This window comes from Stappia sp. BW2 (assembly GCF_008107695.1).
Classification (GTDB): Bacteria; Pseudomonadota; Alphaproteobacteria; order Rhizobiales; family Stappiaceae; genus Roseibium.
Map to the genome: position 1 here is coordinate 1,811,861 of NZ_VIRG01000070.1, position 14,982 is coordinate 1,826,842.

15 protein-coding genes are annotated in these 14,982 nt (G+C 59.0%); 6 read left to right on the top strand and 9 right to left on the bottom strand.

All coding sequences use genetic code 11. The annotated features are described in order from the left end of the window. Positions 1–56: 56 nt before the first annotated feature. Positions 57–1,082: a nicotinate-nucleotide--dimethylbenzimidazole phosphoribosyltransferase gene (cobT, locus tag FMN63_RS27235; RefSeq protein WP_148587191.1), complete on the bottom strand. Its 1,026-nt coding sequence runs from the start codon at positions 1,080–1,082 to the stop codon at positions 57–59. Between cobT and FMN63_RS27240 the strand changes: the two genes are divergently transcribed. The 4 genes from FMN63_RS27240 (at position 1,081) to FMN63_RS27255 (ending at position 4,271) form a co-directional block, all read left to right on the top strand. Then, positions 1,081–2,061: an adenosylcobinamide-GDP ribazoletransferase gene (locus FMN63_RS27240; protein ID WP_209001338.1), complete on the top strand. Its 981-nt coding sequence runs from the start codon at positions 1,081–1,083 to the stop codon at positions 2,059–2,061. The two genes, cobT and FMN63_RS27240, sit on opposite strands and share 2 nt — an antisense overlap. A 39-nt stretch (positions 2,062–2,100) precedes the next feature. After that, positions 2,101–3,306 (top strand): alpha/beta hydrolase, encoded by a 1,206-nt coding sequence (locus FMN63_RS27245; RefSeq protein ID WP_209001339.1) that lies wholly within the window; start codon positions 2,101–2,103, stop codon positions 3,304–3,306. A gap of 72 nt (positions 3,307–3,378) precedes the next feature. Then, positions 3,379–3,561: a DUF1289 domain-containing protein gene (locus FMN63_RS27250; RefSeq protein WP_162530123.1), complete on the top strand. Its 183-nt coding sequence runs from the start codon at positions 3,379–3,381 to the stop codon at positions 3,559–3,561. Beyond that, positions 3,558–4,271, top strand: a complete 714-nt coding sequence (locus FMN63_RS27255; RefSeq protein WP_148587193.1) for a retropepsin-like aspartic protease family protein — start codon at positions 3,558–3,560, stop codon at positions 4,269–4,271. Before FMN63_RS27250 ends, FMN63_RS27255 begins: the two co-directional genes overlap by 4 nt. A 25-nt stretch (positions 4,272–4,296) precedes the next feature. On the opposite strand, the gene dusA is transcribed toward FMN63_RS27255, so the two are convergent. Further along, positions 4,297–5,298, bottom strand: a complete 1,002-nt coding sequence (gene dusA, locus FMN63_RS27260) for a tRNA dihydrouridine(20/20a) synthase DusA (RefSeq protein ID WP_148587194.1) — start codon at positions 5,296–5,298, stop codon at positions 4,297–4,299. A 403-nt stretch (positions 5,299–5,701) separates the two neighbouring features. Next, positions 5,702–6,532 (bottom strand): peptidoglycan-binding domain-containing protein, encoded by an 831-nt coding sequence (locus FMN63_RS27265; RefSeq protein ID WP_148587195.1) that lies wholly within the window; start codon positions 6,530–6,532, stop codon positions 5,702–5,704. A gap of 217 nt (positions 6,533–6,749) precedes the next feature. Between FMN63_RS27265 and FMN63_RS27270 the strand changes: the two genes are divergently transcribed. After that, positions 6,750–7,631, top strand: coding sequence for a DMT family transporter (locus FMN63_RS27270; protein WP_148587196.1), 882 nt, complete (start codon positions 6,750–6,752; stop codon positions 7,629–7,631). A gap of 43 nt (positions 7,632–7,674) precedes the next feature. Here FMN63_RS27270 and FMN63_RS27275 read toward each other — a convergent pair whose 3' ends face one another. Genes FMN63_RS27275 through FMN63_RS27285 form a run of 3 tightly spaced genes read right to left on the bottom strand, consistent with a single transcriptional unit; the run spans position 7,675 to position 10,795 of the window. After that, positions 7,675–8,739: a TRAP transporter substrate-binding protein gene (locus tag FMN63_RS27275; protein ID WP_148587197.1), complete on the bottom strand. Its 1,065-nt coding sequence runs from the start codon at positions 8,737–8,739 to the stop codon at positions 7,675–7,677. Between the two features lie 20 nt (positions 8,740–8,759). Beyond that, complete coding sequence (locus tag FMN63_RS27280; RefSeq protein WP_148587198.1) at positions 8,760–10,325, bottom strand: TRAP transporter large permease; 1,566 nt, start codon at positions 10,323–10,325, stop codon at positions 8,760–8,762. Beyond that, positions 10,322–10,795 carry a TRAP transporter small permease subunit gene (locus tag FMN63_RS27285; RefSeq protein ID WP_209001340.1) on the bottom strand — a complete coding sequence of 158 codons (474 nt, stop codon included), beginning with the start codon at positions 10,793–10,795 and terminating at the stop codon, positions 10,322–10,324. The genes FMN63_RS27280 and FMN63_RS27285 overlap by 4 nt, the downstream gene beginning before the upstream one ends. Positions 10,796–11,224: 429 nt before the next feature. On the opposite strand from FMN63_RS27285, the gene FMN63_RS27290 reads away from it, so the two are divergent. Beyond that, on the top strand, positions 11,225–11,767 hold the full coding sequence (locus FMN63_RS27290) for a peroxiredoxin (RefSeq protein ID WP_148587199.1): 543 nt from the start codon (positions 11,225–11,227) through the stop codon (positions 11,765–11,767). Between the two features lie 86 nt (positions 11,768–11,853). Here the strand turns inward: FMN63_RS27290 and cydX are convergent, their stop codons facing one another. The 3 genes from cydX to FMN63_RS27305 are packed head-to-tail and all read right to left on the bottom strand — an operon-like array spanning position 11,854 to position 14,754. Beyond that, positions 11,854–11,973 (bottom strand): cytochrome bd-I oxidase subunit CydX, encoded by a 120-nt coding sequence (gene cydX, locus FMN63_RS27295; protein WP_148587200.1) that lies wholly within the window; start codon positions 11,971–11,973, stop codon positions 11,854–11,856. Positions 11,974–11,985: 12 nt separating this feature from the next. Then, positions 11,986–13,143, bottom strand: coding sequence for a cytochrome d ubiquinol oxidase subunit II (cydB, locus tag FMN63_RS27300; protein WP_148587201.1), 1,158 nt, complete (start codon positions 13,141–13,143; stop codon positions 11,986–11,988). Between the two features lie 6 nt (positions 13,144–13,149). Further along, positions 13,150–14,754, bottom strand: coding sequence for a cytochrome ubiquinol oxidase subunit I (locus FMN63_RS27305; protein WP_148587202.1), 1,605 nt, complete (start codon positions 14,752–14,754; stop codon positions 13,150–13,152). Positions 14,755–14,982: the final 228 nt, after the last annotated feature.

A 14,982-nucleotide genomic window follows, 5' to 3' on the forward strand; every position in this document is an offset into this window, starting at 1 on the left:
CCAGCCCGCGTCTGCAGTGTCGGGCCGTTTCAGCCGGTTCGAAGCCTTTCAAAGCCTCAGTCGTCCTTTTCAGACACGCCGGCATCGGCAAAGGTCGCCATGCCGGAGTGCATTTCGGCCGCCGCCTTGGCAATGCCGGCCGCAAGCACGGCGCCGGAGCCCTCACCCAGCCGCATGCCGAAATCAAGCAGCGCTTCCTTGCCCATATGGTCCAGCACCTTCCCATGCGCCTGTTCCGCGGAAACATGGGCGAACAGGCAGTGATCGAGACCCGCCGGATCCATTGCATAGACGACAGCGGCCGCCGCCGTCGTGACGAAACCATCGACAATCACCGGAACGCGCTGCAAGCGCGCGGCAATGATGAGGCCGGTCATGGCTGCAATTTCGCGACCGCCGATACGGCGCAGGATTTCAAGCGGATCCCGCTCACCGTTCAACCGTGCAACCGCTTTGTCGACGGCGTCCCGTTTGCGGGCGAGGCCCTCGTCATCAACACCTGTACCGCGGCCGATCCAGTCCTCGGCCTTGCCGCCGAAGAGCGCATTGATAACCGCGGCGGCGACGGTGGTGTTGCCGATGCCCATTTCGCCGAGACAGATGAGGTCGATGCCTCCGGCGAGCGCTTCCATGCCGTAAGCCATGGTCGCAGCGCAGTTGGCCTCGTCCATGGCGTCTTCCCGGGTGATGCTGGGGGTCGGCATGTCAACCGCCAGGTCGAATACCTTCAGGCCAACATCATAGGAACGGCAAAGCTGGTTGATTGCAGCCCCACCGGCCGCAAAGTTCTCAACCATCTGTCGGTTTACCGCACTTGGAAAGGCGGACACACCTTCATCTGCAACGCCGTGGGCTGTCGCGAAAATACCGACCATCGGGCGTGTGATCTTCGGCGGCGCCTTGCCGGACCATGCCGCCAGCCATTCGGCGATTTCCTCAAGCCGTCCGAGCGAACCGGCAGGTTTGGTCAGTTCCGCATCGCGTGCTTTCACCTTCGCAAGCGCATCCTCGTCCGGCCCCGGCATGGACTTCACCAGATTGCGGATATCGTCAAAAGGCAACGCGGTCTCGGAAAGGGACATGTTTTTTAGGTTCCGGTTGTTCGCGGCCGTTCAACGGCCACTTGGTCTGGCTTTGCCGCTGTTCTATAACTTCGCCCGGCAAAAACTCAAGCATGGGACCGGCCTGATGAGCTCTGAAACCGACCAAGAGCCTGATTCACAGGTGAAATCGCGGTCCAAGAAAACAAGGGATCGAAGCCAGTCCGCCCTACACGGGCTGACGGAGTTCGTCGCGGACACCGCTGCCTGCGTGCGATTCTTCTCCCGTCTCTCACTGCCATCCGTGAACGCACTCGACAATCCGTTGGCTCCGCCAGACTTTTTGCGTATTGCTCGCGCAGCCCCTCTGGCGGGTGCCGTCATCGCGCTGCCTGCAGCCGGCGTCGGCGTTGCGCTCGGATTTTCACAACTGCCGTTTCTGGTCATCGCCATTCTTATAACCGGCATCCTTGCCGCGACCACCGGCGCTCTTCATGAGGACGGCCTAAGCGATGTTGCCGACGGCTTTTTTGGCGGAGCAACACGGGATAGACGGCTCGACATCATGAAGGACAGCCGCATCGGTGCCTTCGGTGCCCTTGCCATGATGATCTCGGTGCTGCTGCGCGTCGCGTTGCTTGCAGCGCTGTGGCAAAAGTTCGATCCGGCAGATGCGGCACTGCTGTTTCTTGCTGGCGAAGCTCTCAGTCGGACACTGCTTGTCTGGCAGTGGCAGTGTCTGCCCTCTGCCAGACCGGGCGGGCTCGGAGCGCGCTTCGGCAAGCCATCCCGCCAAACGGTGCTCCAGGCTGCTTTGGTCACGCTTCCCCTGCTGCTGCCGGCCGTCCTGTTGCTCTCCTTGCCCGCCCTGCTGCTAGCCCTTTTTATTGCCTTAGCGGCAGCCTATAGCACCGGCCAGCTTGCCCAGTCGAAAATTGGCGGAACCACGGGCGATGTTTTAGGCGCAGTTCAGCAGCTCAGCGGCCTTGGCTTTCTGACCGGGATGCTTATGGTGCCTTGAGAAACAGATTTACCGGCACAAGGCCGGGGCGACACGGGAATGGCTGACATGTTGGTATCGGGCAGTTCAATGGAACGCCAGGGGTGGGGTTTGCGGTCGACAGTCCTGCTGATCGTTCTTGCCGTCTTGTCCGCCTGTTCCGGCCGGCCGGATGTTGGCGTCCTTGCTCTGAACGAAGATCCCGCCGCCGGTGCCAAGGTGAGCGATATTCTGATCGTCACCACCCGCAAACGAGATGAGCGGCCGGACACCTATTTCAACGGTGAACGCGCGTCGGAGGTCAATTACGCCGAGGCTTCGATTTCCGTACCGCCTGATCACAAACCCGGCGAGATTGAATGGCCGGACAGACTGCCCGGAAACCCCGAGACTGATTTTGTCGCGCGAAAAGCCAGCTATATCGCCGACAAGGCTGCCTTCCGGAAATCGGTCAATGCCAGGCTGGCCGCCTTGCCACCCGGCAAACGCAACATCATCCTGTTCATTCATGGCTACAATACGCGTTTTGCGGAAGGGCTCTATCGTTTCGTCCAGTTCGTCAATGACAGTCAGTTCGAGGGTGTGCCGGTTCTGTTTACCTGGGCCTCACGCGGCAACCTGAGGGACTATGTCTATGACCTCAACAGTGCCGCGATCGCGCGTGGCGCGCTCGAAGAAACTTTGGTCGAACTGTCCAAGACCCGGGCCGACAACATAACCGTCCTGGCCCACTCCATGGGCAACTGGCTGTTGATGGAAACCGCGGTTCAGGCACGGACAGAGAACCGCCGACTGGTCGCGGAACATGTCGACGACATCGTAATGGCTGCACCGGACATCGACATCGACCTCTTCAAGGCTCAACTCAAGCGGCTTGGTCCACAGCCCCGGCCTTTTACGGTTATCGTTTCCCAGGACGACAAGGCTCTGCGTATCTCGCGCGCCATTGCCGGTGGCAAGGAACGTGTTGGCGCTTATTCGAATGACCAGGAGCTTGCAGAGCTCGGCGCGGTCGTTATCGACGTGACCGAACTGCAATCGCTGGACAGCACCAACCACTCGAAGTTCGCGCAGCTGGCACAACTCAGGCCGGAGTTGCGCAAGGCGCTCGGAAGTTCGGCGCTTGGCTCCAGTGCTGACCGACAGCGCGGCGCCAATCTCGGCGACGATCTGGGATCCTTTGTGGGCACGACGGCACAGGCAGCCGTCACCTTGCCGATCAAGGTCATCACCGCACCGTTTACCTATTCGTCTGGCGGGTATTGATGCTGTCACATTTCGCAGCTTTCCGCCCAAACTAGTCTTGGCAACGCCATAATCTGCGGCCATATGCGCTTCATGAAGTCACCCTGCATCAACATTTGCCAGATCGACGCCAAATCAGGCCTGTGCACTGGTTGCCTGCGCACGCTGGACGAAATCGCGTCCTGGGCGGGCTACTCCGACGCCAAACGCAGCCAGATCCTTGCGGAATTGCCAAACCGGACCAGGCAGTATCCAGAGGCCGGAGAGCGCGGATGAACAACTCGAAACGCTTCCGCGGATTGATGGTCGTCATTCTGGTTCTGGTGATGGCCGCTGCCGCATTCTATGCCTTTTTTGGCGACCCGACCGACCCGGCAAATGTCAATTTCGATGACAGTGGCCCCCGGATTGTGGCGCTGTCCGCTCTTGCCTTCGTGTTTCTGGCCAGTTTCCTGTTCGGCCAGCCGAAGGCACGCGAGATCCTTCACGGCACTGTCTTCTGGGGCGGTTTCTGCGCTCTGCTTGTTGTCGGCTATGTCTACAAGGCGGAACTGGTTCAGGCCGGTTACCGGGTTCTCGGTGCGCTGGCCCCCGGTCTCGCCGTCACCCAGCCGGATGGAACCATCCTGATCGTCCGGGATGCGGGCGGGCATTTTGTGCTGGATGGTCGTATCAACGGTGCCCGCGCAGAGTTTCTGCTCGATACGGGAGCCAGTGCCGTTGTCCTCACCTATGAAGACGCAATACGGGCAGGATACCGTCCGCAGGATCTGACCTTCTCCGTGCCCGTTTCAACCGCAAATGGTCGCGCCCTCGTCGCCCCCGTCAAAATCGACACGATCACCATTGGCGATCACACGCTGCGCAACATCCGGGGTTTCGTCGGCCGTCAAGGCACGCTCGATTCCAGCCTCTTCGGCATGACGGCGCTCGACCATCTTCGCAGTTGGCGGATTGAGGGCGACAAGTTGATCATGACGCCTTGAGCGGATTGAAACTTTCGGAGGGGTGCTATTCAGCAGCCGCCAGATCGGCGCCGGTCGGGCTGACCGCTGCCAGCGCCTTTTCGACAACTTCCAATCCAGCTCCGGGCTTGATCGCTTCCACTGTCAGAATGCGCCGCCAGGACCGGGCACCCGGACGCCCATGGAACAGGCCCAGCATGTGCCGCGTCATATGCGCCAGCTTCACGCCCCTGCTCAGTTGCCCTTCCAGATAAGGCATATGTGCCTTGACCGCGTCCCAGGGCGAGATATCCGCCCCAGCGGCACCATAAAGCCGCCGGTCCACCTCGCCCATGATCTGCGGAGTGTGATAGGCCGCGCGGCCGAACATCAGCCCGTCCAGCGTTTCCAGAAACGGTTCCGCCTGATCCAGCGTCTGCAGTCCGCCATTGAGACCAATGAACCTGTCCGGCAGCCGCTGTTTCAGCCGCAGAACCCGCTCATAGTCGAGAGGCGGAATGTCCCGGTTTTCCTTCGGGCTAAGGCCTTTGAGCCAGGCCTTGCGCGCATGCACCCACAGGGCATCGGCTCCGGCGGCAAAAATGGCATCCGCCATGGCATCTAGTGCCATTTCAGTGTCCTGTTCGTCCACGCCGATCCGGCATTTCACGGTCACGGGAATATCGACGGCCGCCTTCATCGCCGCGACACATGTGGCCACCAAAGCCGGCTCTTCCATCAGGCAGGCACCAAAGCGGCCAGACTGAACCCGGTCGGACGGGCAGCCAACATTGATATTGACCTCGTCATAACCGAAGTCGGCAACGATCCGCGCCGCTTCCGCCATATCCTTCGGATCCGATCCGCCAAGCTGACAGGCGATCGGATGCTCGATATCGGAAAAACCCAGAAGATGCTGCCGGTCGCCATGGATCACCGCGCCAGTCGTCACCATCTCCGTGTAGAGCAGCGCATGCCGTGTCAGCTGCCGGTGAAACGCACGGCAGTGACGATCTGTCCACTCCATCATCGGCGCGACGGAAAACTTATGCTCTTGATACTTCTGCATTTTTCTTCATTTGCACGGAACTGACACCGGATATCCATCATCCGGCTGGGACGACTGTCGTACGGTTTTGTCCGAGTTAGATCTCATGTCGAACATGATAAGTTGACGCGAGATAGCAAATTTGCGCGCTTTTCAAAAGCTCCGGATTGCGGAAAGGGTCATTTCAACGTCGTGATCGTCGACCTCAGTTAAGACTGCCAGCGTGGCGCCAAGAGCGTCGGCGCCGCAGGTACCCGTCTCCAAACGACGCCAGAGTTCTGGCAAGGAGATGACGGCATCGCCGGTATTTGCTGGAAAGAAAGCCTGTCTTGGCTCTCGCTGTCGTTGGAAAATCGGATGGGCGTGCGCAAAGCCAGGTTCGCAGGCGATGCTGACCAGTTCCTTGAACCGCAGCTTTTCCAGATCAGGCCCGCAACAACCGTATGTTTCGCCGCATCTGCTCGACTTGCTCGAAACTCAGCACAAAGGGTGTGGTACGGGGCAGCGTCGCCAGGATGTTCTGCTTGTTCCCGACATGCTCGCTTATTCCCCGAGGGCTGTCGATGAGGTTATGAGCGACTTCATGGGCCAGAGTACTGGCATCCGCGTTTTTCTTGATCCGCGTGACAGCGCCCGTATGGTTTGCCTTGGAAAGGGCCAGGTCATTGTCCGGATTGAAGCGGCGGATATAGAACACCATGATTTCGTTCGGCAGCACCCTGATAGACGTATGTGCCTCTGCCAGTTCCTTCATGCGGGCAAACAAAAGACCGTGCTGGGAAAACTCCGTCTCTTCGGCGGCCGTCAAAGCCAGAGACTGGATGGAGGTCACCTCGAAGTTGATGCCGTAGTGGCCGTAGAGTTCCCTGGCGGTGCTTTCCGCTGTCGAGACCGGGGCGTCCGGCGTCACCACGACGAAGATATGCACACGAACCTTGTGCTTGAAGACCGGAAGTGCCCGGTCGAGCTTGGTCATGGTATTTCGACCCACGGCGCCATCGTCCTTGACAGGCGGCCCACCATGTGTGGAACGCTGGAACTCCTTGACCTTTTGCACGGTTTCATTGCCGTAGATGCCATCAGGACTGAGCCCTGTTCCACCGATGGACTTTGGCATGGGAAATCCCAAGTCTATCAAGCCGAACTGAACCAGATGCACACCGTGCCCACTGGATCCGCTGCTGAGCCAGGGGGTGTTGGTTGCGGCTGCCTCCAACTGCGGAACATTGCGGAAATAGGGAGACGTCAATGCCATGGGACGAGAACTCCGGGAAATTGCAGGGGTAAACGATCAACAATCGAAGATTGATTTTTACTGCAAAACACGCACACACCGAAACAAATTACGTAGCGGAAATGCATTTTTATATGGACATCTCTGTCTGCATCCCAACAGGCCGGATTCCTCTCAATCACACCTTGCTGCCCTGCCCTGCCCGGTGTTTCACTGCGCCAAAAAGGGAGGCAGTGGAATGGAAATGGCCATGACCGGCAGCCGCAATCGGGTAACGGCAGGAATAGGAATGATGTGCGCAGGCGTTGTGTGCCTGTGCCTCAACGACGCCATAGCCAAGACACTGACCGCTGACTACAACCCGATCCAGATCCTGTTTCTGCGCAACATCATCGCTCTGCCGATAGCCATTCTGATTGCACTGAAAATGGGTGGTAGAACCGCCCTGATTTCTCACCGTCCGGCGGCCCACCTTCTGCGCGGCGCGCTGTGGATTTGCGCCGCCACACTGTTTTTCACCGGCCTCAGCCTCATGGGCCTCGCCGAGGCGACGGCACTGGTCTTCATCATGCCCGTTTTCGTGACAGCGATTTCCGCACTGGTGTTGCGCGAACAAGTTGGCTGGCGGCGATGGACAGCAGTGCTCGTTGGATTTGTTGGCGTTCTGGTGGTCGTCCGCCCGGGTTCGGGCGCATTTCAGGCAGCTTCGCTTTTGCCCATCGCAACGGCTTTCGTCTATGCGATGCTGATGCTCAGCGCACGGTTTGTAGACCCGCGAGAGAGTGTGTGGACCTTGATGCTTTACCTGACCGGAGCCGGTGCCCTCATCAGCGCACTTGCGATGCCATTCGTCTGGGTGCAGCCACACGCTGAAGACATCTGGCTGTTCCTGGGTGTTGCCTTGTTCGGTACGATTGGCATCACGTTGATTACGCAGGCCTTCCGTCTTGCTCCAGCAGCGGTTGTCGCGCCCTTCGACTATACCGCACTCTTGTGGGCGACCTTGCTGGGCTGGCTACTGTGGGACGAGATTCCCGACATGGCGACCTACGTCGGAGCGGCGATCATCATTGCCAGCGGTATCGCCATCGTGCTGCGCGAACGGCAGCTTGAAACCTGAAGCCCCGCCGGCGCGGTTTGCCGGCCGGCGGGGCAAGGCCTGCTTACATGCGCTGGGTGAAGGTTGTCGCCTTGACCAATGCGGCGTAGTCCTTGGCAAGATCCAGGAACGCGTCGTAGCTCTTCTGCACTTCGGCAAACTTCGGATTGGCGGCAGCGTTTTCCGCCATCACTTCCGCAACTGCCTTCTTCAACGCGGCCAGAACATCATCCGGGAAGTTGGCAAAGGTCACGCCGTCTTCCTTCAGCTTCTTCATCGCAACTGCATTGTAATAGTCGAACTGAGCTGTGGTCTCGACCGAGGCAGCTTCCGCCGCAGAAGCGATGATTGCCTGAAGGTTTGCCGGCAGGCTGTCATAGGCTTCCTTGTTGACGACGATTTCAAGTGCTGCCGAGGGTTCGTGGAAGGCCGGAACGTAGCAATAGCTGGCGACTTTCTGCAGACCGAACGCCTGGTCCAGCATGGGACCGACCCACTCGGCAGCATCAATGGCACCGGACTGGAAGGCTGGGAAGATTTCCGGAGGCGGCAGCAAAACCGCGTTGACGCCAAGCTTGCGCATGGCTTCGCCGCCAAGGCCGGCGATGCGCATGTTGAGGCCTGCCAGGTCATTCAGGCTTTCAACTGGCTTCTTGAACCAGCCGGCAGCCTGAACCCCAGAACTGCCGGAGTAGAACGGCTTGAGGCCGCGTTCTTCGTAAAGGCTGTCCCACAGGTCCTGACCGCCGCCATACCGCAGCCAGGCGGTTGTTTCCACGGCGGTCATGCCGAAGGGAACGGCGGAAAAGAAATGCAGGGCCGAGTTCTTCGAAGCGGCATAGTACGGCGTCGAGTGCCCGATTTCGGCGGTGCCCTGCTCCACGGCGTCCTCGACACCGAAGGGCGGCACAAGTTCGCCGCTGGAATAAACCTTGAAGGTCAGCTGACCGTCGGACATCGCCTCGACGCGTTTGGCAAAGGCAGTCACGTTGGTGCCGACACCCGGCGCCTTGGCCGGGAAGGACGTCGGCAGTTTCCAATGGATCTTGCCCTGCGCAATTGCGGGGGCCGCCAGCAGGCTGGCCGGAGCGGCAACGGCGCCTGCCTTCAGAAAATCACGTCTTTTCATTGTTGAATCTCCCATGGTGTTCAAAACAGGACGTCCGGCAACTGGGTCGCCAGGGCCGGAAAGGCAGCGACCAGACCGAGCGCCACAAGCTGAATGGCGACAAACGGGATCACCGAAACATAGATGTCAGAGGTGCGGATATCCGCCGGTGCGACCGACCGGAAATAGAAAAGTGCAAACCCGAATGGCGGCGTCAAGAACGAAGTTTGCAGATTGAGCGCAATCAGAACCGCGAACCAGACCGGGCTGATGTCGGACTGCAGGATGATCGGCCCGACAATCGGAACGACGATGAAAATGATTTCGACGAATTCGAGAATGAACCCAAGCAGAAAGATGACCAGCATGGTCAGCAGCAACATGCCGTAGGCGCCACCCGGCAAGGCATGCAGCAGTTCGGCGACATGCTCGTCGCCATTGAAGCCGCGGAAGACGAGCGACAAGATGCTGGCGGCAATCACGATGCCGAAGATCATCCCGGTGATTGTGACTGTTTCCCGCAGCGCGGGCACAAGCACGCCTTCCCGCATCAGAGACGCTGCCGCGATGGCCAGCATGACGAACGCCGCTGCCGTCATCGCAACGGAGACAATCGTCAGCGCAGTCCAGCTGATCCGCCCGCCTTCGAATTCCAGACCGAACAGTCCGAGCCGGCGCAGGACAAGCAGCACGATGGCAAAGCCCGCACACGCCATGGCGATGCGGGCGGCCTTGCCGTCGCCTGCGGCCGCAGCAATCAGGATGGCACCGGCGACGCCGACGCTGGCGGCTTCCGTGGGTGTTGCGATGCCTATCAGGATGCTGCCGAGCACGGCCACGATCAGCCCGAGTGTGGGGGCAATGTTCCGGACCAATTCACGGCCCGGCACGCGCGGCTGCCTTGACCGGGTTTGCCCCTCCTGCCCTTTCGGCGTGTTTCGGCGCAGGCGCAGCAGAACGTAGGCTGCATAGAGAGCAACCAGAAGCAGACCCGGGATCAACGCCCCGGCGAACAGATCGCCCACCGTGACAGGGTCCGGCGCGAAGTTGCCGGCTTCCTGCTGCGCCTCGAAGTAGGCATTGGACACCTGGTCGCCCAGAAGGATCAGAACGATGGATGGCGGAATGATCTGACCGAGCGTGCCGCTGGCGCAGATGAGACCGCTGCTCATGTGCTTGTTGACCCCGGCCGCCAGCAGCGCGGGCAGAGTGATCGTTCCAAGCATGACGATGGTTGCCCCGATGATGCCGGTGGAGGCGGCAATGAGCGCACTTACCAGAACGACGGAAAGCGCCAGGGCAGACTGCTGCCCGCCCATCGCAGCCGTCAGGCTCTGCAACATCCGCTCTGCCTGGCGTGATTTTTCCAGCAGGAGCCCCATGAGCACGAACAACGGCACCGCCAGCAGCAGCGGATTGGTCATCACACCATAGACACGCTGGGGAACAGCCTGGAAGAACACAAGGTCGAAGTGCCCGGTCGCGGCTGCGACAAGCGCCACAAGCGTCGGGGCGCCGGCAATTGCCAGCAGCACAGGCACACCGGAAAGAATGCAGGCGAATACGGACAGGGCCAGGATGATGAGCCAGATGATATCGGCTGTCATGAATCGTTCCGCCGGGTCGCGCCAAACAGCTTTTGAAGAATGAAGATGACGACAAGGGCCGGAAGGATGACGAGACAGGTCTTTACCAGAAACAGGCCAGGCAGGCCGCCGGTTTCAGGAGAACCTTCCAGGATCGCCCAGGAGCTTCGGACCAGCGGAAATGCCGTCCAGAGCATGAGCCCGAAAACCGGCAGTGCCAGCAGGAGGTACCCAAGCCAGTCGATGCGGCCATTCGTGCGATCGCTCCAGTTCTGGCGAAAGACGTCTACACGCACGTGCTTGTCCGCATCGAAGGAAACGGCGACAGAAAGAGCGACAAGAGCTGCGAAGGCATAATTGACCGCGTCCTGAATTTCCAGAAACCCGAAGCCGAGCAGATAGCGCATCAGCACCATAGCCAATTGGCCCAGAAAGACAATCGCGGCCAATCCCATGCAAAGCATGTGCACCGCTCGAAAGACCCTATGCATTCATCACTCGTGACGCTGGAAGTCATGTTCGCCCCGGGGCACGGATGCTCGACCCGGCCCTGTGGAGCCCCCGGCTTTGCCCCGCACCAAGCCCAGAGCGAACCGGGGGGACGCCCGAACTTAAACACCGAAATTGGGCGTGTATACAATGATTTGGGTGCTTATTACGGAAAATTCCGCCTGCTCGCCAAGGTCCTCAACGGACAGTTGTTCGCATGTGCGAAGCGGCATATCGCCCCGGCGGGCTGTTTCGCACGAAGTTCTTGGATTTTGCAGAGCAAAATGGATTGCGGCATCGCAACAAATGCGTTAGGCCAAAACCTTATCCGCTTTCAGGGCGTCCGTGCCCTGCCCGGTTCTCCTCCCTCGGGCAAGGTCAGTTTTTAGCGCTCTGGACAGTTTGCAACCGTTCAATTTCTGGAGTTTGCGATGCTCGGCAAAAAAGTTCCGTTCGTTACCTTCCGCACCCGTGTCCGCGACGAATCCATCGAAGGTCCGAACCCGTTCCGTTGGGAAGACAAGACCAGCGACGACTATTTCAAAGGCAAGAAGGTCGTTCTGTTTTCGCTTCCCGGTGCCTTTACTCCGACCTGCTCCACCTATCAGCTGCCGGATTTCGAAAAGCTGTTCGAAGAGTTCAAGGCTGAAGGCGTCGACGACATCTACTGCATCTCCGTCAACGATGCTTTCGTGATGAATGCCTGGGCGAAAGCGCAAGGCGTCGAGAATGTCAAAGTGATCCCGGATGGTTCCGGCGAGTTCACCCGCAAGATGGGCATGCTGGTTGCCAAGGACAATCTCGGCTTCGGCATGCGCTCCTGGCGCTATGGCGCTGTCGTCAACGACGGCGTTGTCGAGCAGTGGTTCGAAGAAGAAGGCTTCTCCGACAACTGCGAGAGCGACCCTTATGGTGTTTCTGCACCGCAGAACATCCTGGAAAAGCTGCGCGCTGCAAAAGTGCAGGCCGCCTGAACCAACAGGCACAAGCTCAGCAAAAAGCCCCGGAGCGATCCGGGGCTTTTTTCGTTTCGTGACAATGCTTTGGAAAAAAGCCTCGCCTAGTCGCGGCCTTCGAGGCGGCGACGTTCGTCTTCCGACCGCAGCTCCAGCCACATCGCATTCAGAATCGCCATAGCACAGGCCAGAGGCATTCCGAGGACCCAGGCAAAATACCACATGAAGCAGTCTCCTCAGTAAGCGGTGTGGTTGTCGCGTTCGATGGTTTCTTCATCCACCTTGCCCCACAAGACCTTGTAGACCCAAGCGGTGTAGACAAGGATGATCGGCAGGAAGATGAGTGTCACCACCAGCATGTTGAACAGTGTTCGATGGCTGGAAGATGCATCCCAGACCGTCAGGCTGGCACCAGGCTGTATCGAGGACGGCAGGATGAATGGGAACATCGAGACACCGACCGTCGATATGATTCCGAAAACCGCCAGCTTCGAAAAGAGGAAGATCGGCATTTCCAGACGGGTCTGCAACAGCACCAGGGTTCCGAACAGTCCCAGGAACCCGAGACCGGGCGCGAGCCAGAGAATGGGGTGGACAGTGTAATTGGCCATCCATGCCCCGCCTTCCGTAATCGCCTGTTTCGCGAGCGGATTGGCTGCCATGTTCGGATCGATTTCGGACGTGATGCGGAAGCCTTCCACATAGCCGCTGGCAATCAGATAACCGCCGAGGGCGAACAGCGCGATGCTGAGACCGGCCGCGACGGTTCCAAACCGCCGTGCGCGCTTGGCAATATCGCCGTTGGTCCGCATCACCAGCCAGACCGAGCCGTGCGTTACCAGCATGGCTACGGACAAGACCCCGCACAGTAGCGAGAACGGCGAGAACAGCCCGAAGAACGAGCCTTCATAGGTCATGCGCAGGTCGTTATCGAGCGAGAACGGCACGCCGAGCAGCACATTGCCGACGGCAACACCGAAGACGAGCGCCGGCACGAACGACCCTGTAAACAGCGCCCAGTCCCAGGAATTCCGCCAGGACGGGTCTGGCCGCTTGGACCGGTACTTGAAGGAGACCGGCCGCAGGATCATCGCCGCCAGCACCACGAACATCGCAAGATAGAATCCCGAAAAGCTGATGGCATAGAGCGGTGGCCAGGCAGCGAAGATCGCCCCGCCCCCCAGGATGAACCAGACCTGGTTTCCTTCCCAGGTAGGGCCAATCGTATTGATGACGACGCGGCGCTCGATATCCGTCTCGGCAACAAAGGGCAGCATCGCGCCGACGCCCATGTCAAATCCGTCCATCACCGCAAAGGCAATCAGAAGGACACCCAGCAGAAGCCACCAGATCATCTTCAGGACAGAGTAGTCGATCATTTCATAGAGGATCATTTTCGATTACTCCGCTGGAACTGAGGCTGCGGTCGGAGCCGGCTGCCGGAATGCGGGGCGAGCTGCATCCGGGTTCACGCCGTCTTCAGGACCGATCTTGATGTATTTGAACATCAGCATGATCTCGATCACCAGAAGCGTGCTGTAGAGCGCAACGAAACCGGCAAGCGTCATCAGAACTTCTGTTACGCTCAGGTTCGAGACGCCGACGGATGTCGGCAGCATGCTTTCGATGATCCAGGGCTGACGGCCGTATTCTGCCACGAACCAGCCCATTTCACAGGCGATCCACGGCAACGGGATTGACCAGACCGCGACGTGCAACAGCCAACGGCGCTTTTCACTCAGGATGTCCAGCTTTCCGGACGAGGAATAATAGAAGAAAATCGCGGTTATCAGGATGAAGAAGAAGCCACACGCCACCATGATCCGGAAGGCATAGAACATCGGCATGACTTCTGGAACGGTCGACCAGGCAGCCGCATCCACCTGTTCGGTTGTCGCCTCCATCGGATTGTCCGTGAACGGCAGCAGCAGATAGGCATAACCGAGCGAGTTTTCGTTCTGCAGGAAGGTCTCGCGGACATCGGCACTGACATTGGCCGGATCCTTGCGAATCTTCTGCAGAGCGTCCCAGGCGATGGCACCCTGCCGAATGCGATCTTCGGTTCGGGACACCAGATCCTTGATGCCCGGAATGACCGTGTCGAGAGAGCGCGTTGCAATCAGGCCCATCACATAAGGCACTTCGATGGCAAAAACGTTTTCACGCTTTTCCATGTCCGCCCAGGCAACCACGTTGAACGAGGCCGGCGCGGGCTCCGTATCCCACATGGCTTCGATTGTCGCCAGTTTCATCTTCTGGTTCAGGTTGGCTTCGTAACCGCTTTCATCGCCCAGAACCACAACGGAAAGAGCCGATGCAAAACCGAAGGCGGAGGCAATAGCCATGGACCGTTTGGCAATCGGGATATGGCGGCCTTTGAGCATGTACCAGGCGGAAATACCGAGAACGAACATCGACGCAGTGACATAACCCGCGGACACCGTATGAACGAATTTGGCCTGTGCCACCGGATTGAACAACACGTCGTAGAAACTGTTGACTTCCATACGCATGGTTTCGGGGTTGAACGCCGCCCCGATGGGGTGCTGCATCCAGCCATTGGCGATCAGAATCCAAAGCGCGGACAAGTTCGTTCCAATTGCAACGGCCCAGGTGGCCGCCAGATGCTGGCGTCTGGAGAGTCGATCCCAGCCGAAGAAGAACAGACCGACAAAGGTAGCTTCCAGAAAAAAGGCCATCAGGCCTTCAATGGCCAGCGGCGCGCCGAAGACGTCGCCGACATACTGGCTGAAATAAGCCCAGTTCATACCGAACTGGAACTCCATGGTCAGACCTGTGGCAACACCCAGGACAAAGTTGATTCCAAAAAGAGTGCCCCAGAATTTGACCATGCGTTTCCAGACCTCGCGGCCGGTCATCACATAGACTGTTTCCATGGTTGCCAGCAGAATCGACAAGCCGATGGTCAAAGGCACAAACAGGAAGTGGTAGAGCGCTGTCATGGCAAATTGCAGCCGAGACAGGTCAACGACGTTCAGTTCCATCGTATACCCCTTACGGACCGGACACGGTCCGAGCATTTTCGCCAAAGCACCCAATATTCTATCGAACAGAAAAAGGTACTTCGGCACATCAGGACGATCGACGTGTTGAGGCCCGGTCGGGAGGGGACAGAGCCTTGTCGATCTTGATCGAAAACCCTGATTTCGTCCCGATCCAGCGGCGGCACGCAACTACGCAGTGAAAGCGGATTGCAACCGCCAATCCTGTCA

Bases quoted from the DNA above. Each gene is read 5' to 3' on its own strand.
- FMN63_RS27240 (WP_209001338.1), top strand. From the start codon at position 1,081: ATGTTTTTTAGGTTCCGGTTGTTCGCGGCCGTTCAACGGCCACTTGGT.
- cobT (WP_148587191.1), bottom strand. From the start codon at position 1,082: ATGTCCCTTTCCGAGACCGCGTTGCCTTTTGACGATATCCGCAATCTG.
- FMN63_RS27245 (WP_209001339.1), top strand. From the start codon at position 2,101: ATGGCTGACATGTTGGTATCGGGCAGTTCAATGGAACGCCAGGGGTGG.
- FMN63_RS27250 (WP_162530123.1), top strand. From the start codon at position 3,379: ATGAAGTCACCCTGCATCAACATTTGCCAGATCGACGCCAAATCAGGC.
- FMN63_RS27255 (WP_148587193.1), top strand. From the start codon at position 3,558: ATGAACAACTCGAAACGCTTCCGCGGATTGATGGTCGTCATTCTGGTT.
- dusA (WP_148587194.1), bottom strand. From the start codon at position 5,298: ATGCAGAAGTATCAAGAGCATAAGTTTTCCGTCGCGCCGATGATGGAG.
- FMN63_RS27265 (WP_148587195.1), bottom strand. From the start codon at position 6,532: ATGGCATTGACGTCTCCCTATTTCCGCAATGTTCCGCAGTTGGAGGCA.
- FMN63_RS27270 (WP_148587196.1), top strand. From the start codon at position 6,750: ATGGAAATGGCCATGACCGGCAGCCGCAATCGGGTAACGGCAGGAATA.
- FMN63_RS27275 (WP_148587197.1), bottom strand. From the start codon at position 8,739: ATGAAAAGACGTGATTTTCTGAAGGCAGGCGCCGTTGCCGCTCCGGCC.
- FMN63_RS27280 (WP_148587198.1), bottom strand. From the start codon at position 10,325: ATGACAGCCGATATCATCTGGCTCATCATCCTGGCCCTGTCCGTATTC.
- FMN63_RS27285 (WP_209001340.1), bottom strand. From the start codon at position 10,795: ATGCATAGGGTCTTTCGAGCGGTGCACATGCTTTGCATGGGATTGGCC.
- FMN63_RS27290 (WP_148587199.1), top strand. From the start codon at position 11,225: ATGCTCGGCAAAAAAGTTCCGTTCGTTACCTTCCGCACCCGTGTCCGC.
- cydX (WP_148587200.1), bottom strand. From the start codon at position 11,973: ATGTGGTATTTTGCCTGGGTCCTCGGAATGCCTCTGGCCTGTGCTATG.
- cydB (WP_148587201.1), bottom strand. From the start codon at position 13,143: ATGATCCTCTATGAAATGATCGACTACTCTGTCCTGAAGATGATCTGG.
- FMN63_RS27305 (WP_148587202.1), bottom strand. From the start codon at position 14,754: ATGGAACTGAACGTCGTTGACCTGTCTCGGCTGCAATTTGCCATGACA.